The following is an 18,494-nucleotide window of genomic DNA, read 5'->3' on the forward strand; positions in this document are numbered from 1 at the left end:
CTCAGCCTCCCCGGTCCGGTGACCGGGCTGCGAGGTGGGCGAAGGCCGATAGACTCTGCGGTCATGAGTGCTGAAGAGGACACGGCCAACCACGGCCGGCTGCTGGCCAGGGTGCACGGTCCGCAGGACGTCCGGCGGATGTCGGGCACCGAGCTGGACAACCTCGCCGCCGAGATCCGTGACTTCCTGGTCGCCAAGGTGTCGCGCACCGGCGGGCACATCGGCCCCAATCTGGGAGTGGTGGAACTCACCCTGGCCCTGCACCGGGTCTTCGACTCTCCCCGTGACCGGCTGCTGTTCGACACCGGCCACCAGGCGTACGTCCACAAGATCATTACTGGTCGGCAGGACGGCTTCGACCAGTTGCGCCAGCGCGGCGGGCTCTCCGGCTACCCGAGCCGGGCCGAGAGCGAGCACGACATCATCGAGAATTCGCACGCCTCCACCGCCCTGTCGTACGCCGACGGGCTGGCCAAGGCGTACGCGCTGCGCGGTGAGGCCCGCAGCGTGGTGGCCGTGGTCGGCGACGGGGCGCTGACCGGCGGCATGTGCTGGGAGGCGCTGAACAACATCGCCGCCGCCGGCAACCCCCTGGTCATCGTGGTCAACGACAACGGCCGCTCGTACGCGCCGACCATCGGCGGCCTCGCCGACCACCTGTCGACCCTGCGGCTGAACCCCGGCTACGAGAAGGTCCTCGACGCGGTCAAGGACGCACTCGGCTCGACCCCGCTGGTCGGCAAGCCGATGTACGAGGTGCTGCACGCGGTCAAGCGGGGCATCAAGGACGCGGTCGCCCCGCAGGCGATGTTCGAGGACCTCGGCATCAAGTACGTCGGCCCGGTCGACGGGCACGACGTGGCCGCGGTCGAGACGGCGCTGCGCGCCGCGAAGAACTTCGGCGGCCCGGTGATCGTGCACGCGGTGACCCGCAAGGGCTACGGCTACCGCCCCGCCGAGGAGGACGAGGCGGACTGCTTCCACGGCCCCGGCGCCTTCGACATCGCCACCGGCAAGGCCACCGCCGCGCCGACGGTGAAGTGGACGAACGTCTTCGCCGACGAGCTGGTCAAGATCGCCGACGAGCGGCCCGACGTGGTGGGCATCACCGCCGCGATGGCCGAGCCCACCGGCATCGCGAAGCTGGCCCGCAAGTACCCGGAGCGCACCTACGACGTGGGCATCGCCGAGCAGCACGCGGCCACCTCCGCGGCCGGTCTGGCGCTCGGTGGGCTGCACCCGGTGGTGGCGGTCTACGCGACCTTCCTCAACCGGGCCTTCGACCAGGTCCTGCTGGACGTGGCGATGCACAAGCTGCCGGTCACCTTCGTGCTGGACCGGGCCGGCATCACCGGTCCCGACGGGCCCAGCCACTACGGCATCTGGGACATGTCGGTCTTCGGGGTGGTGCCCGGCCTGCGGATGGCTGCCCCCCGTGACGCCGCCACCCTGCGCGAGGAGTTGCGCGAGGCGGTCGCCGTCGACGACGGCCCGACCGTGGTGCGTTACCCCACCGGCGCGGTCGCCGCCGACCTGCCCGCCGTGCGCCGGGTCGGCACCGTGGACGTGTTGACCGAGTTGGAGCGGGCGGACGTGCTGCTGGTCGCCGTCGGCTCCTTCGGGCAGCTGGGCATGGAGGTCGCCACCCGGCTCGCCGAGCAGGGCTACGGGGTCACCGTGGTCGACCCGCGCTGGGTCCGCCCCGTCCCGGCCGAGCTCGTCGAGTTGGCCGCCGGGCACCGGCTGGTCGTCACCGTCGAGGACGGCGTACGCATCGGCGGCGTCGGTGACGCCCTCGCCCAGGCCATGCGTGACGCCGACGTCCAGGTGCCGCTGCGCGACCTGGGCGTGCCGGCCGACTGGCACCCGCACGGCTCGCGTGCTCAGATCCTCGCCGACCTCGGCCTGACCGCCCAGGACGTCGCCCGCGACGTCACCGGCTGGATCTCCCGCCTGGACACCCAGACCGTGGAGCCCCTCCCGGTGCCCACCAACAACACCCCCACCCACAACTGATCCACTCGCCGATCGACCAAGCTGCCCAGCTCGATCGACTCGTCGCGTAGGTGGACCGGCCCCGGTGACCTCCCCGGGGCCGGTCCACCCGTAAATCTCCAGGCCCGTTCTCCGCGCCCGTTCTCCGCGTCTGGGAGCGGTGGTCAAGGTCAGTCACTGGCAGTGACTTCCGGCGGGGATTGGCCGGCGTCGGTCGGGTGGCCGGAGCGGCGGGTCAGCGGCAGGAACGCCGTCCTGGTGCGGTCTCCGTCGTGCGACGGTGCGGTCAGCGGCGGGCGGGGCCTGCGGTGCGGTAGTGGGTCTTGTCGTCGGCGGCGAGGCTGAAGGTCTGGCGGCGCTCGGGCAGCGGTGCCACGACCAGGCCGGGGCGGTCGACCAGGCGGGTCGTGCCGGGTGGGACCGACAGGGTGGTGTCCTTGGTGGACCGCCAGCTGAGCACGACCAGTGGTTGCCCGGGCACCGGCAGTTCGTAGACCTGCAACGGACTGGTCCGGTCGGCGGGTGAGTAGACCAGCGGGGTGTCGTCGGCCGGTCGGTAGACCACGGCGCTCATCGTGCCGTCGGCGGTCTCCCAGGTCAGTTGCTCCAGCTCGGCCGGTTCGCCTCCGTCGAGGGCCACCTCGCCGAGGGTACGGACGGCCACCTTGGCCATGGGCCAGGAGGCCGGTACCGAGTCGGGGGTGTCTCGGTCCCCCACGCGTCGGGTGACGCTGCCGAAGGGACCGTCCTTGTCGGCCAATTGGCAGGTGTCGAGGCCGGTCAGCGCCCGCCGGCCCGAGCCGCTCTCGTCGCGGACCAGGGGGTACCGCGGTGCGGCGATGCCGGTGCCGAGGTCGAGCAGCCGGTCGGCGGCGCGGCCCCGAGGCAGCGACGTGGTGGAGCGCAGGGTGGCGGTCACCGTCACGGCACGGCATTCCGGCACGTCGACCGGGTCGGTGAGACCGTCGGTGGCGGACAGGATCCGGCCGTTCGGCCCGACCAGGCGGCGGACCCGTTCCGAGGTGAAGTAGCGCCGGCCGTCGGCCGCCTGCACCGGCAGCACGTCGGAGTAGACCAGGTAGCCGGGGTCGGTGTACTCGGTGGCGTGGGTGACCCGGTATCCGTCGCCGTCACCTGTCAGTTGCAGCAGCCAGGAGGCGGCCTGGCCGGGCACCGAGGCGGCGACCAGGGCCAGCGGCGTACCGTCGACCTGGCCGGAGTAGAGGATGCCGGACGACGGTACGTGCACCCGATCGTCGATCGGGGAGCGCCAGTCTCGTACGGCCCGGGTTGCTGCGGCCGTCGCGGCCGGATCCTCGGCCAGGGAGCCGCGCGGGGGCCAGACGGTCAGCGAACCGTCCAGGCTGTCGTAGCCGACCCGCAGGTCCTGCGGGCGGCGCTCGGCCACCGGGCCGCAGGCGGCGACGGCGACCAGCAGTGCCGACAGGCTGGTGGCCGTCAAGCCGCGCCAGCGGACTGGACCCACCTGTTACGCCCCCGATCGCGTCGGTCGTCGTTTCGGAGGGCAATAGTACGAGATGTCACGCCCATGCTCTTCTCCGCCTCACGCTGCGTCGCATCGGCATGCATCGACCACAGGGGAGGGCCCGTCAACTTGGGCGCTATTTCCCTACTCGGGTAGACTCCGCCGACTGTGACGCCTGCCGAGACCCGCGCCGCAATCCCGCCGAAAACCGACGTCACTTCAGACTTGCCAGCCGAGCCCATCACTGAGCGTGAAGATGGGCAAGGTTCCGTTGTGTCCGACTCTACTGTGGACAGTGAGGTGGCCGGCGGCGGGTCGGACCAGGCGTACGCCACCCCGAAGCGGCGGTTCCGATGGACCCCCCGTCGGGTGGATCTCGCCGTCTTCGGCGGGTTCCTGCTCGTCGCGGTCTGGGTGACCAGTCAGATCTGGGCGGACCCGGCCGGCCGGGTCGCGTCGCTCTACAGCAGTGACCCGGCGCAGGTGCAGTTCTTCCTCGCCCACTCGGTGCGGGTGGTGCTGCACGGGGAGTTCCCGTTCTTCACGGAGCAGTTCAACTATCCGGACGGGGTCAACCTGATGGCCAACACGGCCATCCTCGCGCTGGGCATCCCGATGGTGCCGGTGACGCTGCTGTTCGGGCCGGCGGTCACGTTCGTGGTGCTTGTCACCCTCGCCCTCGCCGGCACCGCCTCGGCCTGGTACCACGTGCTGTCCCGGCACGTGGTGAGCAACCGGCTGGCGGCCGTGGTGGGCGGCTGGTTCTGCGGCTTCTCACCGGCGATGCTCTCCCACGCCAGCTGGCATCCGAACATCATCAGCCAGTTCCTGCTGCCGTTCATCGTCTGGCGGGTCATGGTGATCACCCGGTCGACCCGGCCGTACCGGGACGGGGCGCTGCTGGCGCTGCTGGTCACCGCGCAGGCGTTCATCAACGAGGAGATCCTGCTGTTCACCGCGATGGGCTGCGGGATCTTCCTGATCGCGGTGGTCGTCCAGCGTCCCGCGCTCTGGTCGGCGGCCTGGCGGCCGCTGGGCAAGGCGGTGGCCACCTGCACGGTGATCGCCGGTGCGCTGCTGGCGTACCCGCTGTACATCCAGTTCGCCGGGCCGATGGCGTACCACGGGCTCAGCGACGCGGTGCGTGACTACGGCAACGACATCGCCGCCTACCTCGCCCCCGGGTCGCCGACCATCGGCGGCAACCAGCGGGCCAACGTCAACCTCGCGCCGAACTACTCCGAGGAGAATGCCTTCTTCGGCTGGAGCCTGGCGCTGATCGCCGTGGGCATCGTGCTGTGGCTGCGGCGGGAGGTGCTGGTCCGGGCGTTGGCGGCCACCGCCGGGTTCTACGCCGTACTCTCCCTCGGCGAACGCATCACCTGGTGGGACCGGGAACTGATGGTCGGACCGTGGGAGTGGCTGGTCCGACTGCCGCTGCTGGACGCCGTCGTACCGACCCGGTTCGGCATGATCACCAGCGTGGTGGTGGCGATCCTGCTGGCCCTGGCCATCGAACGCAGCCGGACGCTGCCGCTGGACCCGCGCACCCTGCGTACGCTCACCGCCGGTGGGCTGGTCCTCGCCCTGCTGCCGATCGCGCCCATGCCGCTGCCGATGACCACCCGGCCACCCGTGCCGGATTTCATCACCTCCGACCGCTGGCGCGCCTACGTCGGGCCGGATCAGACGCTGGTGCCGATCCCGGTGCCGAACATGGGCAACACCCACGGCATGCGCTGGGCCGCCGCCACCAACCTCGACTTCAAGATGCCGGGCGGGTACTTCCTCGCCCCGCGCAACGGCAACACCGGCGACCCGGGTCGGTTCGGCGGTCGACCCAGCGGCATCGGCCGGCTGCTGGAGGAGGTCGCGACGACCGGGCGTACGCCTGAACTGAACGACCGCCAGCGGCGCCGCTCCCTCGACGAGTTGCGGCACTGGCGGGCGGCGGTCCTGGTGCTGCCGGTGAGTCAGCCGCACTCGGAGCCGCTGCGGCAGACCGTCGAGCAACTCGTCGGCCCGGCCCGCCAGGAACTGGACGTCTGGGTGTGGGACGTACGGGCGTTGACCGACCGGACGGCCTGATGCCGGTCGGCACAGCCGAACTTCCCGTCCAGGCCACCACCCGCCGCCGGTTGCGGGTTCCCCGTACCCCGGATGTTGCGGTGGTGGCCGGATACCTGGCGGTGGCGGCGTGGCTGACCAGCCGCCAGTGGGGCCGCCCGGACCGGCTGTTCCACCAGGCCGGGGACCAGATCCTCTTCGAGTGGATGCTGGCCCGCGCCGCCCGGGCCGTGACGGGAGTCGAGAATCCGCTGTGGAGCGACGCGCTCAACGCTCCCGGCGGGGTCAACCTGATGGCCAACACCTCCGTGCTCGGGCTGGGTGTGCCGCTGACCCCGGTCACCCTGCTGTTCGGCTCGCAGACGGCCTTCGTGGTGGCGGTGGTCGGCTGCCTCGCCGGCACCGCCACCGCCTGGTACGTGCTGCTGCGCCGGCGGCTGGTCCGCTCCCGGGTGGCTGCCGCGATCGGTGGGCTGATCTGCGGGTTCGCCCCCGGAATGGTCGCCCAGGCCGGGGCGCACCTGCACATGGCCGCCCAGTTCCTGGTGCCGGTGATCCTGGCGTTGGTGTTCCGTGCCGAACCCGCCGGCCGGGTGTGGCGGTACGGGCTGCTGCTCGGGCTGGCCGTCACCTACCAGGTCTTCCTCGGTGAGGAACTGCTGCTCTTCGTGGCGCTGGCGGCCGGGGTGTTCGCGCTCGGGTACGCGCTCGCCGACCGGGCGGCGGCCCGCCGACTCGCCCCCGGGCTCGCCGCCCGGATCGGGATCGGCGCGGTGGTGGCAGCAGTGCTGCTGGCGTACCCGCTGTGGTTCCAGTTCTTCGGCCCCGGCCACTACCGGGGGATGCCGTTCTACGCGCACGCCTACCAGCTCGACGTGGCGTCCTTTCCGGCCCTGGCCCGGCAGACCGTGCTCGGGGACGGCCGGTCGAGCGCCCTGCTGGCACCCAACCCCACCGAGGAGAACTCCTTCTTCGGGCCGGGACTGCTGGTGCTGGCCGTGCTCGCCACCGCCTGGCTCTGGCGTCGGCCACTGGTGCGGGCGCTGGCCGGGTGCGGGGTGGTCTTCGCCCTGCTCTCCCTCGGCACCCCGGTACGCCTCGACGCGGAGGTCACCGAGCTGGCCGGGCCGTACCGGCTGATCTCGGGGTTGCCGTTGCTCGACCACGTGGTGCCGGCCCGGTTCGCGCTGGTCTGCGTACCGGTGCTGGGGATGCTGGTGGCGCTGGCCGCGGACCGGGTCGCCCGGCAGTGGGCCGCCACCCGGTCGGCGGTGCGGCTGCTCTGGGCCGGTGCGCTCGCCGCCGCCCTGCTGCCGTTGACGCCGACTCCGATCCGGACCGTGTCGGTCTGGCCGGTGCCGGCGTTCGTCGCCGACGGCACCTGGCGGGCGTACGTGCCGGCCGGGCGGACGCTGGTGGCGGTGCCGCCGGTCACCAACCACGGCCGCAGCCCGGCGATGCTCTGGTCGGCCCGGACCGGGCTGGCGTTCACCGCACCGGGTGGCTTCTTCATCGGCCCGAAGGCCGCGGACGATCCGACGGCCCGCTGGGGTGCCCCGGACCGCCCCACCTCGGCGCTGCTGCGCCGGGTGGCCGACACCGGTGAGCTGCCGTCGATCACCGATGCGGACCGTCGGCAGGCGGTGGCGGACCTGCGGCACTGGCGGGCGGCGGTGGTGGTGCAGGGCGAACTGCGTCACGGCGACGCGGTACGTCGTACCGTCGAGGCGTTGCTCGGGCCGCCCCGCCCGATCGACGGCGCACTCGTCTGGGACGTCCGCCCGCTGGTCGGCTGACCGCTACACCCGGTCGCGGACGTCCCAGAGCCAGACGTCGTCGACGCGCTGCGGCTCGCCGAGCAGGGCGGTCATCAGCTCCCGCAGCACGGCCTGCTTGGGGTGGGCGCCGAGGACCACCACCGAGGCCCGCCAGAAGCGCAGATCCTCGACCGCCCGTTGGCGGTCCTCGTCGGTCAGTTCGGGCAGTTCGCCGGTGTCCATGCTGCGGTAGATCAGCGTGCTGGTGTGCCGGTTCGGTGCGCCGAAGACACCCTCGCCGTCGAGGTTCGGGCCGATGAAGTAGCCGGCCGGGATCGGGAACTGGTGCTGGGTCAGCGCGCTCCAGCGCAGCGTGGACAGCCCGTGCACGTTGCTGGGGATGGGCACCGGCACCAGGGTCCGACCGTCCGGCACGTACGGCCGCCAGGCGCCGGAGGTGATGAAGGTCGGTGGCGGATCGACTCGCTCGGCCGGCAGCGGGGTGGGGATCAGCGGCAGTACGGCAAGCGTGATCGCCGCGTACCCGACGGCCTGCTGCCAACGCGGTCGCCGCCCCAGGCCCGCCGACTCCGAGCTGCTCGCCGGCTCCGAGACGCCCGCCGAGCCCTCCGCGGGATGCGGGGCGCGTGGGGCCGGTACCGGCGGTCGGCCGTGCCCCGCCACCGCGTCCCAGGCCAGCGCGAGCAGGACACCGAGCGCGGCCGTGGTCACCAGGGTCAGCCGGGTCGGCATCATCATCTCGACCAGCGGCAGGTCCTCCGGGATGTACGACCACGGTCCGCCGATGCCGGTCAGCTCGCCGTTGAACCGGATCTCCGGGCCGAGCGCCGCCACGGAGAAGAACACCACAAGCACCGCCAGGATGCGGGCCACCATGCAGCGGCGGACCAGCAACACCAGCGCCACCACGCAGACCAGCACCAGCGGCCAACCGAACCAGGTGTTCTGCTCGGTCATGCCGATGGTCTTCTCCACCGCCTCGGTGCCGGCGATGGTGTCGCGGGGGAAGGTGACGAAGGCGACAATGTCCTCGCCCCAGCTGTGAAACACCCCGCCCTGCAAGCCCCGGTAGGACTGCGGGCCGTTGAACTGGAACCAGATCGGATACGCCGTCAGCAGCAGGGCCAGCCCGCCGCCGACACCCAGCCCGGCGGCGAACGTGCCAGCCCGCTGCCGCGCCGCCCGAGGCCGCATGATCGCGTACGCGATCACGACGACCAGGCAGGCCAGCGCGGTGAGCAGCAGCATCTCCTCGTTGATGAAGATCTGGTATGCCACCAGCAGCCCCAGCACCAGCCCGTTGCGCCGCCACCGACCCGGCTCGGTCAGCCGGAACACCCGCACCACGATCAGCGGGAGCAGGAAGTTGGAGACGAAGTTGGGCTGGCCGTTGGCGTGGTGCACGATGCCCGGGGCGAAGCCGAGGAACCCGCCACCGATGAAGGCCGCCGCCCGCGAGCGCACCAGGTGCCGCGACAGCATCCAGTACGCGGTGCCGGCCGTGGCGGCCAGCGCACCGCCCAGGTAGAGCGCGTACACCACCTGGGGGCCGAGCAGCCAGGTCAACGGGGCCAACGGCAGGGTCACCCCGAGCAGCGAGGTGTTGGCCATCATGTTCACCCCGTCGGGGGCGTTCTGCTGTGTGCTGAACAGCGGGTTCTCCAGGTTGCGCAGCGAGTACGCGCCGTGCGAGAACAGCCACTCGAACCAACTGTGGTCGGTGGGCAGGTGCGAGGAGACCCGGTTATTGACGTCCACCCAGTAGTTGAGGCAGACGACGACACCGAGCAGCACGTAGGCTCCGATGGCCAGCACGTCGGCACGGGCCGGCCGGCGCCGAGGTCGCCCTGTGGATTGCGTCTCGACGGTCGGGGAGACGGGATTCAGCGAGGGATTTACCACCGGCACAGCCACGACGGGCCATCGTACAGGCGGGCTCTTGGGGCTTTTGGCACCCATAGGGTGCGTACCGGATGTGTTGCGGGGGAGGGGCGAGCGTGACGGTGATCGACCTCGGCGACCGAACCGAGCCGACCGAGCCACGGCGTCGCCGCCGCCGGCCCCCACCTTCCCGCTCGTTCCTGGTGCCGGTGGCGCTGGTCGTGCTGCTGGTCCTGACCGGTGCGGCACCCCCGGCTCCCCGGCTGCAGGCGATCCTGCCGTCGTCGCTGTCCGCCCAGGTGTTCCTCACCGGCGGCGGCCAGATCGTCGCCGTGAAACCGGTGACCGGCGTCGCCGACGGTAGCCAGGAACTGCTCGCCTATCGGCAGCCGGAGCGGGCCACCGGTGCACCGCAGCAGCTCACCGCTCTGTGGCGGACACCCGTCGGGTCCGCTCAGCCCATGGTGGTCGAACGCGTGGACGACTCCGCGTTGGTGTTCTCCCTGACCGGTACGGATGCCGGCATGCAGACCATGCTGCTGGACAGCCGTACCGGTCAGCTCCGCTGGCGGCAGAACGGGGTCGCGGTGTTCGTCGCCTCGCACCTGATTCTGCTGCAGACCTACGAGAGGCAGGACCTGGACCGGGTCGCCGCGGTCGACGTGGCAAGTGGCCGCGAGCTGTGGTCGGTGTCGTCGAAGGCGTTCTGGCCCTCCTATCACCAGGACCCAGCGGAGATCGATGTCGTGGTGGTCACCACGGTGGACGGCGATGTCGAGGTGCTGGACGCGCGGAGCGGCACGCGGCGAGGCCGTCTCCCCGCCGATGCGGACGATCCGGGCGACCAGCGGTACGCCTCGGTCATCGGTGACCTCGTGGTGGTTCGCAGCCCCGGCGCAGTGGCCGCGTACCAGCTCGACGGTCTGGCCCGGCGATGGCGGACCGACGTGCAGTCGGTCGAGCGGATCTACAGGTGTGGAGCCCTGATCTGTGCGCCGAGTGCCGGATCCGGTGTGCATCTGCTCGACCCGGCGACCGGAGCACTCCGGTGGACCGTCGGCGAGGGCTTCGACGTTCTGCATGCCGGGGACCGACGTGCTCTGGTGGTCGACCACCGGCAGCGCCCGCCAACGGTCGCGACCATCGAGGCGGGAACAGGACGGCCTCGGACCGTCGACGACAGCTGGGATCTGGTGCAAGACTTCGGTGTCGCCTCACATCCGCTCGGGACGCGGTCCATCCCCGACGTGGGCGCGGTGCTGGCCCGGCTCGATCCGGCAGACGGGCAGCCACGCCGCATCGACCTGCTACCTGGTGCGGTCGGCAACTGCCGTCACCGGGACGGCCTGATCGTGTGCCGCCGTCGGGACGGCAATTTCGGGCTGTGGCAGCTGCGTGACTGACCGCAACGCGGCTGGAGTGGCTCGCTTGCCTGCGGCGTTAAGCTCCGGCGACCAGCGAGGTGCGTGGCGGAGAGGGACGAGTGTGACGCTGATCGACCTCGGTGAGCTGACCGAGCCGACTGACCCGCAACCGCCACGCCCGCGGCGTCGCCCCAGCGGTCGGGGGCGACAGTGGCCCCTCGCGCTGGTGGCGTTGGCGGCACTGGTGGGGCTTACCAGCGCCGCACCTCCACCCGTGCGGGTGCACGCGACGGTGCCGGGCGGCCTGGCGACCGACCTGTTCCTCACCGCGCAGCGCATCTTCACCGTCACCCCGGTCCGCGGGGTGACCGACGGCTCGCGGGAACTCACCGCCTATGCCCGGCCCCGGCGAGCCACCGTCACCCCGCAGCGCCTCGTACCGCTGTGGCGGATGCCGGTGGCACCAGGAATCCGGTTCTTCCGGGTGGAGGACACCGCCGCCGGCGTGCTGTTGTCGCTGGTCCCGTCGCAGGACCTGGGCCGGTCGAGCGAGACCATGCTGCTGGACGCCGCCACCGGGCAGCAGCGCTGGCGCAGCGCCGGGTTCGGCACCCGCGACGCGTCGGGTCGGGTGCTGCTTCAGACGTGGGCCGTTCAGCAGTCGACAACGCTGCGTTCGGTCGAGGTGGCCACCGGCCGTGAGCTGTGGTCCAGGACGTTGCCGCCGTCCTGGGTGGAACACCACCAGCGTGACGGTGTGATCGACGCCATCGTGGTGTCCACCGCCGCCGGTGACGTCGAGGTGCTCGACGCCCGGACCGGACAGCTCCGCGACCGGCTGCCCGCCGCCGACAGCACCGGCTACCAGCAGTCGTCGGTGGTCGATGACCTGCTGCTGGTGGTCCGTAACTCGCGGACCATCACCGCCTACGACCTGGCCGGTCTGGTGCCGCGCTGGCAGGCCACCGTGCCGCTGGCGGACCACGTGACCCGCTGCGGCGCGCTGCTCTGCGCCAGGGCCAACAGAGGCGGCACGCATGTCATCGACCCGGTGGCCGGAGACGTGCGGTGGAGCACCAGCGAGGATGGTGACCTGCTGCGGGTGACACCGACGAGGGCTCTCGCGCAGTTGGGCGAATCAGGGCTTGTCACGCTCGACGCGGAGACCGGGAGGGTGTTGACCGGGTACGGCTCCTGGGAGACGGTCGCCAGCTACGAGCAGGAGCTCCGGCTGCTCGGCATCCACCTGTTGCCCGAGGTGGGCGCGGTGCTGGCCCGGCTCGACCCGGCGGAGGCACAGCCACGGCGCCTCGACGTGCTTCCCGGTGTCGTCGGCGACTGTCAGAGCCGGTACGACCTGATCGCCTGCCGCCGCCAGAGCGGCGACTTCGGCGTGTGGCAGCTGCCCGACTGAGCGGGCAGGGGCACCTCGACCGCCAGTGCCGACTCGGAAGGATCTCGGCACCACCGACGTGGGGGGTTGGGGTCGGTTTGGCCAGCAGCGTTAGGTTGTCGAGTTGTCGTCGCCGGGAAGGGGCTGGACATGCGGGTACTGGTGGTCGAGGACGAACGCCACCTCGCCGACGCGATCGCGCGTGGCCTGCGCAAGCGCGGAATGGCGGTGGACGTCGCGTACGACGGCGACAGCGGTCACGAGATGGCCTTCGTCACCCGCTACGACGTGGTGGTGCTCGACCGTGACCTGCCCGGGATGCACGGTGACCAGATCTGCGCGGAGCTGGCCAGCTCGGGCGCGCTGACCCGGGTGCTGATGCTCACCGCCAGCGGCACCGTCGCCGACCGGGTCGAAGGACTGCAACTCGGCGCGGACGACTACCTGCCCAAGCCGTTCGCCTTCGACGAACTGGTCGCCCGGGTGCAGGCGCTGGGCCGCCGGGCCACCCCGGCGGCACCGCCGGTGCTGGAACTGGCCGACCTGGTCGTCGACCCGGCCCGCCGGACCGCCACCCGTGGCGGGGCACCGGTGGAGCTGACCAACAAGGAGTTCGGCGTCCTCTGCGAACTGCTCAAGGCCCGCGGTGCGGTGGTGTCCAGCGAGGAACTGCTGGAGCGGGTCTGGGACGCCAACACCGACCCGTTCACCACAATCGTCCGGGTCACCGTGATGACCCTGCGTCGCAAGCTCGGCGATCCGCCGCTGATCGAGACCGTGGTGGGGGCCGGCTACCGTACCGCCGAGGTGCCGGCGTGACGGGCACCCCGCGGCGGCACCCGCGTCTGCGGCCCACCCTGCGGCTGCGGCTGACCCTGCTCAACGGCGTGCTGCTGGTGGGCGCGGGCGCGATCCTGGTGCTGCTGTCCTGGCTGCTGGTCCGCGACGCGCTGCGGCCCACCGACGAACTGCTGCCCGGCACGACGGTGCTGCTGGCCGACGGGCGTTCCATGGACGCCGCTGCCTGGCAGCGGCAACTTGTCGACTCGGCCTCCGGGGAACTGCTGGCCAAGGGACTGGCCGCGTTGCTGGCCATCGGGACGGTCGGGGTGGTCGGGGCGTACGCGGTGGCCGGTCGGGCGCTGCGACCGCTGCACCAGGTCACCGCGACCGCGCGGCGGCTCGGTGAGACCACACTGGATCAGCGGATCAGCTACTCCGGGGCCAACGACGAGGTGGCCGAGTTGGCCGACACCTTCGACGAGATGCTGGACCGCATCGCCGCCGCCTTCGAGGCCCAGAAACGGTTCGTCGCCAACGCCTCGCACGAACTGCGTACGCCGCTGGCCGTGATGCGTACCGAAATCGACGTGACGCTCAGCGACGACGAAGCGGACGCGGCCGAGTACCGCCGGATGGCCACCGTGGTGCGCGACGCCTCGGAGCGGGCCAACAGCCTGGTCGACGCGCTGCTGGTGCTGGCGCGCAGCGAGGCCCAGACCGGCCGTCGACTGGGCCGGCGTACCGAGTGTGACCTCGCCGCCGGCACCCTCAACGCGTTGTCGGCGGTCCGCCGTGAGGTGGAGCGGATAAAGCTCGACGTGCACACCTCGCTGGAACCGGCACCTGTGGTCGGTGATCCTGGTCTGCTGGACCGCCTGGCCGGCAACCTGATCGAGAACGCGGTCCGCTACAACCACCTGCACGGCCGACTCTGGGTACGCACCGGCTCCGACGGGCAGCGGTCCTGGCTGGTGGTCGGCAACACCGGTTTCGAGGTGGACCAGGCGGACGTACCGGGACTGTTCGAGCCGTTCCGGCGGGGCGGCCGGGAGCGGACCGGGGCGCGCGGGTCGGGGCTCGGCCTGTCCATCGTCCGGGCGGTCTGCGACGCGCACGGCGGCACGGTGACCGCGGTGGCGCAGTCCGGCGGTGGCCTGGAGGTGACGGTCAACCTGCCCGCCGCCGACGCCGCGTCGACGGGGGAGAACCCCGCCCGGTGACCCGGCGCGGGCCGGGTGACCCGCTGCGGCCCGGTGATCCGGCGGCGTAATTCGCTTGATCACGGTGAGAGATTGGGCCCATGACTTCGAGGGTGCGATGGATCGACTTTGACTGTGCCGACCCGTTCGCCATGGCGACCTTCTGGGCCGAGGCGACAGGCATGCGGCACGACCCGGACAACAAGCCGGGCGAGCCGGAATGTGCCCTGCTGTCCGGGGCGGAGATCGCCGAGGGCGGGATGCTGTTCCAGCGGGTACCGGAGGGCAAGACGGCGAAGAACCGGGTACACCTGGATCTGCAGCCGACCGACCGGACCCGCGACGAGGAGGTCGACCGGCTGCTCGGCCTGGGCGCCGTACTGATCGACGACCAGCGCCGACCCGACGGCACCGGTTGGGCGGTCCTCGCCGACCCGGAGGGCAACGAGTTCTGCGTGGAGCGCAGCGCGGCCGAGCACTCGGCATAACGGGCCTGGCTCACCGCCAGCCCTGGGTGAGGCGGGTGTTGGCCTGGAGGAGTTGCTGGGCGAGGAGGTCGGCGCGCCGTTCGTCGACCCGGTGTGCGGGGGCGGAGATGGTGAGTGCGGCCACGGCGCCCCGGGTGGGGTGGACGACGGCCACGCCGACGGCGTACACACCATCGACGCACTCCTCAAGGTTGGAGGCGTAGCCGCGGGCGCGTACGGCGTCGAGTTCTTTGATCAGTTGGTCGGTCGTGGTGATCGTGGCGGAGGTCAGCGCGGCCAAGATGCGCGGATGCAGCGCCCGGATGTCCTTCGGGCGCATCTGGGCGAGCAGCGCCTTGCCGCCGGCGGTGGTGTACGCGGGTAGCCGGTCGCCGGTGCGGACCCCGACCCGGACGGTCTGGGTGCTCTCCACGCCGTCGAGGAAGACGATGCTGGCGCCCTGCAGGCCGATCAGGTTGACCGTCTCGCGGGTGGTCGCGGCCAGGTCTTCCATGTGTGGGCGGACGGCGGCGACGACGTCCCAGGGGGCCTGTCGGGTGGCGACCTCGTGTGCCGCCGGGCCGAGCCGGTAGCGACGGGAGTCGTCCTGGCGGGCGAAGTCGAACTCCTTGAGCGTGGACAGCAGCCGGTGCGCGGTGGACGGGGCGACCTGCAGGTGCCGGCCGAGGTCCGCCACGCTTACCGACTCCTGGGCGCCGAGATACCGCAGGGCGCGTAGCGCGTTGCCCACCGACTCCATGGCCTGCCTCCCACTGCTCGCCACCGACCAGAGCAGTATTCCGCACAGAGGAACCCTTCTCCCAGACCCTTCTGCATGACGGAAGATCCAGGTCTACTGGTCGCGGTCGAGGGAGAGGAGTTGTGCGGTGGCGAGCGTGCGGGACGTGACCTTCGAGCTGCTGCGGGCCCACGGCCTGACCACCATCTTCGGCAACCCCGGCTCCAACGAGCTGCCGTTCCTGGCCGGCCTGCCGGACGACTTCCGGTACCTCCTCGGCCTGCACGAGGGCGTGGTGCTGGCCATGGCCGACGGGTACGCCCAGGCCCGCCGAGGCCCGGCGCTTGTCAACCTGCACGCGGCAGCCGGCACCGGCAACGCGATGGGCCAGCTGACCAACTCGGTCTACTCGCACAGCCCGCTGGTGGTCACCGCCGGGCAGCAGGTCCGCTCGACCGTCGGCCAGGAGGTGATGCTCGCCAACGTGGACGCCGCCGCGCTGCCCCGGCCGCTGGTGAAGTGGAGCAGCGAGCCGGCCTCCGCCGAGGACGTGCCCCGGACCATCAGCCAGGCGATCCACACCGCCACCCTGGCACCCCAGGGACCGGTGTACGTGTCGGTGCCGTACGACGACTGGCGGGCGGAGTCCTCCGTCGAGGCACGGCACCTGCTGTCCCGTACCACCGTGACCGCCGCGGCGCTGACCACCCCGCAGCTCACCGAGCTTGCCGCGATGCTGGACCGGGCCGAACGGCCGGTGCTGATCCTCGGCCCCGACGTCGACGCGGTCGCCGCGAACGATCATGCCGTGGCGCTCGCCGAAGCCCTGGCCGCCCCGGCCTGGATCGCCCCCTCGGCGTCGCGCTGCCCGTTCCCCACCCGCCACCCCGCCTTCCGTGGCGTGCTGCCGGCCGGGGTCAAGGCGATCAGCGACCTGCTGGCCGGACACGACCTCGTCCTGGTCGTCGGCGCGCCGGTGTTCCGCTACCACCAGTACGACCCGGGCCGGTATCTGTCCGAGGGCACCCGACTGGTGCACCTGACCGTGGACCCGGGCGAAGCCGCCCGCGCGCCGATGGGTGACGCGATCGTCTGCGATCTCGCCGACACCCTCGCCCGGCTGACCGCCGCCGTCACCCCCGGGCGGCGGGCCGCCCTCGTACCGTTGCCGCCCATCCCGGCACCGCGATCCGGCTCGGCGGGCCGGTTGCATCCGGAGGAGGTGTTCGCCGTGCTACGGGACACCGCTCCGGCCGACACCGTCTGGGTCACCGAATCCACCTCGACCACCGGTGCCTTCTGGGCACAGGCGGACCTGCGCGAACCCGGCAGCTACTACTTCCCCGCCTCCGGCGGCCTCGGCTTCGGGCTGCCCGCGGCCGTCGGGGTGCAGCTGGCCGACCCCGACCGGCAGGTCGTCGCCCTGGTCGGTGACGGGTCGGCCAATTACGGCATCACCGCACTGTGGACCGCCGCCCGCTACCGCATCCCGGTCATCTTCGTCATCCTGCGCAACGGCACCTACGGCGCGCTGCGCTGGTTCGCCCAGGTGCTGGCGGCCGGGGAGACACCGGGCCTGGACATTCCCGACATCGACTTCACCGCGCTGGCCGCCGGGTACGGCGTCACCGGCGTGACGGTCGCCAGCCGTACGGCACTCGTCGAGGCGGTCACCGACGCCCTCGCTGCCGGGGAACCCCGGCTCATCCAGGTCGACACCGACCTCACCACCCCCTGAACCGCTGAAAGGCAAGCCCATGTCCGCACCCCAGCCGTCCGCCCCGGTGTTCGGCCGTTTCCCCGACTTCCCGCACGAGCAGGTGACCTTCTGCCAGGACCCGGAGACCGGCCTGCGGGCCATCATCGCCATCCATGACAGCACCCTCGGCCCGGCCGTCGGGGGCACCCGGTTCCATCCGTACGCCAGCGAAGCCGAGGCGTTGACCGACGTGCTGCGGCTGTCGCGGGGGATGACCTACAAGAACGCCGTCGCCGGCCTGCCCTGCGGCGGTGCCAAGGCGGTCATCATCGGCGACCCCGACACGATCAAGTCCGAGGCGTTGCTGGAGACCTACGGACGTTTCGTGCAGAGCCTCGGTGGCCGTTACGTCACCGCCGGCGACGTCGGGATCAGCGCCGCCGACCTCGATGTGATCGGCCGGGGCACCGACCACGTCCTCGGGCGCACCACCACCGCCGGCGGGTACGGCGACAGTGGCCCGATGACCGCGTACGGTGCCTTCCACGCCCTGCGTGCCGCCGCTGCCGTCCGATGGGGGACCGCCGACCTGGCCGGCCGTACCGTCGGGGTCGAAGGGCTCGGCAAGGTCGGCTACGAACTCGTCCGGCTCCTCGTCGAGGCAGGGGCCACGGTCACCGCCGCCGACATCTCGGCGCCCGCCCGCGAACGCGTCCGACGGGAACTGCCCGCGGTGCTCCTCGCCGAGCGGGTCATCGACGCGCCTGTCGACATCTATGCCCCGTGTGCGCTCGGCGCCACCCTCACCAGCGACTCGGTCCCGACGATCCACGCGGCAGTGGTCTGCGGCGCTGCCAACAACCAACTCGCCACCCCCGAGGTCGAGCAGCAGCTCGTCGAGCGCGACATCCTCTGGGTGCCCGACTTCGTCGCCAGCGCCGGTGGGGTCACCACCGGATCGGCCGAGTACCGGCGGATTCCCCTGGAGGAGGTGCCCGCCCAGGTTGCGAAGATCTTCGACACCGTGACCGAGGTGCTCGACCTGGCCCGCAGGCAGGGCATCCTGCCCGGCGCGGCAGCCGAAGACCTCGCCCACACCCGCATCCAGCAGGCCCGAACCGGCCTCAAACCCGGCTACCTGCCCAGCTGACGGACTGTCGCTGTCGGCCCTGGCTGATCGACTCCGTTACGGCGTAATGGCGGTATCCGGCCGGGCGGGTCACCGCCATTACGGCGTAACGTCGAGGCCGTCAGCCGTGCCCGACGGCGAGGCCGTCAGGCCTCCCGCGGGTGGGGCAGTTGACCATGGGAGGTCCGATGATCCCGGCGCTGATCGTGTTCGGCCTGCTGTGCGGGCGCTGGTGGCGCTCGGCACTCATCCTCGCCGCGCTGGGATGGCCGGTTCTGCTGGTGGCGAGCGGTGTGGAGGAAGTCGGACCGGGCCTGCTCGCCGCGGCCGGGCTGGCCGTGCTCAACACCGCCGTCGGCGTGCTGATCCATCAGGGTGTCCTGCTGGTGGTCCGGAGACGACGAACCTTCTGACCGTCACCGAGCGGACCACGGGTTGCCGCCGCACCCGGCACCCGCACGAACACCATTCGGCGCGGCGGCGGCAGCTGACCCCCGGACACCGGGCCGCGGGC

General features: G+C 71.8%; 14 protein-coding genes. 11 read left to right on the forward strand and 3 right to left on the reverse strand.

The window, feature by feature from the left end; translation table 11 throughout:
* Nucleotides 1-63 precede the first annotated feature (63 nt).
* Complete coding sequence (gene dxs / locus EG812_RS17640; RefSeq protein WP_126712201.1) at nucleotides 64-2,016, forward strand: 1-deoxy-D-xylulose-5-phosphate synthase; 1,953 nt, start codon at nucleotides 64-66, stop codon at nucleotides 2,014-2,016.
* Between the two features lie 265 nt (nucleotides 2,017-2,281).
* Here the strand turns inward: dxs and EG812_RS17645 are convergent, their stop codons facing one another.
* A complete protein-coding gene (locus tag EG812_RS17645) occupies nucleotides 2,282-3,457 on the reverse strand; it encodes a hypothetical protein (RefSeq protein ID WP_233579527.1) in 1,176 nt (391 codons plus the stop codon).
* Nucleotides 3,458-3,781: 324 nt separating this feature from the next.
* On the opposite strand from EG812_RS17645, the gene EG812_RS17650 reads away from it, so the two are divergent.
* Both EG812_RS17650 and EG812_RS17655 read left to right on the forward strand, forming a co-directional pair.
* On the forward strand, nucleotides 3,782-5,569 hold the full coding sequence (locus tag EG812_RS17650; protein ID WP_502697200.1) for a DUF6311 domain-containing protein: 1,788 nt from the start codon (nucleotides 3,782-3,784) through the stop codon (nucleotides 5,567-5,569).
* Nucleotides 5,569-7,344: a DUF6311 domain-containing protein gene (locus tag EG812_RS17655; RefSeq protein WP_233579528.1), complete on the forward strand. Its 1,776-nt coding sequence runs from the start codon at nucleotides 5,569-5,571 to the stop codon at nucleotides 7,342-7,344. The genes EG812_RS17650 and EG812_RS17655 overlap by 1 nt, the downstream gene beginning before the upstream one ends.
* A 3-nt stretch (nucleotides 7,345-7,347) precedes the next feature.
* Here EG812_RS17655 and EG812_RS17660 read toward each other — a convergent pair whose 3' ends face one another.
* The gene (locus tag EG812_RS17660; RefSeq protein WP_199743897.1) at nucleotides 7,348-9,285 is read right to left on the reverse strand and encodes a DUF6311 domain-containing protein; all 1,938 of its coding nucleotides are present in this window, start codon (nucleotides 9,283-9,285) and stop codon (nucleotides 7,348-7,350) included.
* A gap of 38 nt (nucleotides 9,286-9,323) precedes the next feature.
* Here EG812_RS17660 and EG812_RS17665 point away from each other — a divergent pair, with 38 nt between their 5' ends.
* The 5 genes from EG812_RS17665 to EG812_RS29100 all read left to right on the forward strand — a co-directional run bounded on the left by EG812_RS17665 (nucleotide 9,324) and on the right by EG812_RS29100 (nucleotide 14,434).
* The gene (locus EG812_RS17665; protein ID WP_126712205.1) at nucleotides 9,324-10,610 is read left to right on the forward strand and encodes an outer membrane protein assembly factor BamB family protein; all 1,287 of its coding nucleotides are present in this window, start codon (nucleotides 9,324-9,326) and stop codon (nucleotides 10,608-10,610) included.
* Between the two features lie 82 nt (nucleotides 10,611-10,692).
* Nucleotides 10,693-11,985, forward strand: a complete 1,293-nt coding sequence (locus tag EG812_RS17670; RefSeq protein ID WP_126712206.1) for an outer membrane protein assembly factor BamB family protein — start codon at nucleotides 10,693-10,695, stop codon at nucleotides 11,983-11,985.
* A gap of 129 nt (nucleotides 11,986-12,114) precedes the next feature.
* Nucleotides 12,115-12,783, forward strand: a complete 669-nt coding sequence (locus tag EG812_RS17675) for a response regulator transcription factor (protein ID WP_013732317.1) — start codon at nucleotides 12,115-12,117, stop codon at nucleotides 12,781-12,783.
* Nucleotides 12,780-13,967 (forward strand): sensor histidine kinase, encoded by a 1,188-nt coding sequence (locus EG812_RS17680; RefSeq protein ID WP_013732318.1) that lies wholly within the window; start codon nucleotides 12,780-12,782, stop codon nucleotides 13,965-13,967. The genes EG812_RS17675 and EG812_RS17680 overlap by 4 nt, the downstream gene beginning before the upstream one ends.
* 80 nt (nucleotides 13,968-14,047) lie before the next feature.
* Nucleotides 14,048-14,434 carry a VOC family protein gene (locus EG812_RS29100; protein WP_158632520.1) on the forward strand — a complete coding sequence of 129 codons (387 nt, stop codon included), beginning with the start codon at nucleotides 14,048-14,050 and terminating at the stop codon, nucleotides 14,432-14,434.
* Nucleotides 14,435-14,444: 10 nt separating this feature from the next.
* Here EG812_RS29100 and EG812_RS17690 read toward each other — a convergent pair whose 3' ends face one another.
* Nucleotides 14,445-15,173, reverse strand: a complete 729-nt coding sequence (locus tag EG812_RS17690) for an IclR family transcriptional regulator (protein WP_013732320.1) — start codon at nucleotides 15,171-15,173, stop codon at nucleotides 14,445-14,447.
* A 127-nt stretch (nucleotides 15,174-15,300) separates the two neighbouring features.
* On the opposite strand from EG812_RS17690, the gene mdlC reads away from it, so the two are divergent.
* The 3 genes from mdlC (at nucleotide 15,301) to EG812_RS17705 (ending at nucleotide 18,393) form a co-directional block, all read left to right on the forward strand.
* Complete coding sequence (gene mdlC / locus EG812_RS17695; protein WP_233579529.1) at nucleotides 15,301-16,890, forward strand: benzoylformate decarboxylase; 1,590 nt, start codon at nucleotides 15,301-15,303, stop codon at nucleotides 16,888-16,890.
* Nucleotides 16,891-16,909: 19 nt separating this feature from the next.
* Entirely contained in the window at nucleotides 16,910-18,001 is a 1,092-nt protein-coding gene (locus EG812_RS17700) for a Glu/Leu/Phe/Val family dehydrogenase (protein WP_126712209.1), read from the forward strand.
* 167 nt (nucleotides 18,002-18,168) lie between these two features.
* Complete coding sequence (locus EG812_RS17705; protein ID WP_126712210.1) at nucleotides 18,169-18,393, forward strand: hypothetical protein; 225 nt, start codon at nucleotides 18,169-18,171, stop codon at nucleotides 18,391-18,393.
* Nucleotides 18,394-18,494 lie beyond the last annotated feature (101 nt).

The sequence above is a fragment of the Verrucosispora sp. FIM060022 genome, from assembly GCF_003977705.1.
Lineage (GTDB): Bacteria > Actinomycetota > Actinomycetes > Mycobacteriales > Micromonosporaceae > Micromonospora > Micromonospora gifhornensis.

What these genes read in the sequence shown, in the direction of transcription:
- dxs (WP_126712201.1), top strand. Translation starts at nt 64, where the DNA reads ATGAGTGCTGAAGAGGACACGGCCAACCACGGCCGGCTGCTGGCCAGG.
- EG812_RS17655 (WP_233579528.1), top strand. Translation starts at nt 5,569, where the DNA reads ATGCCGGTCGGCACAGCCGAACTTCCCGTCCAGGCCACCACCCGCCGC.
- EG812_RS17660 (WP_199743897.1), bottom strand. Translation starts at nt 9,285, where the DNA reads ATGGGTGCCAAAAGCCCCAAGAGCCCGCCTGTACGATGGCCCGTCGTG.
- EG812_RS17675 (WP_013732317.1), top strand. Translation starts at nt 12,115, where the DNA reads ATGCGGGTACTGGTGGTCGAGGACGAACGCCACCTCGCCGACGCGATC.
- EG812_RS29100 (WP_158632520.1), top strand. Translation starts at nt 14,048, where the DNA reads ATGACTTCGAGGGTGCGATGGATCGACTTTGACTGTGCCGACCCGTTC.
- EG812_RS17690 (WP_013732320.1), bottom strand. Translation starts at nt 15,173, where the DNA reads ATGGAGTCGGTGGGCAACGCGCTACGCGCCCTGCGGTATCTCGGCGCC.
- EG812_RS17700 (WP_126712209.1), top strand. Translation starts at nt 16,910, where the DNA reads ATGTCCGCACCCCAGCCGTCCGCCCCGGTGTTCGGCCGTTTCCCCGAC.
- EG812_RS17705 (WP_126712210.1), top strand. Translation starts at nt 18,169, where the DNA reads ATGATCCCGGCGCTGATCGTGTTCGGCCTGCTGTGCGGGCGCTGGTGG.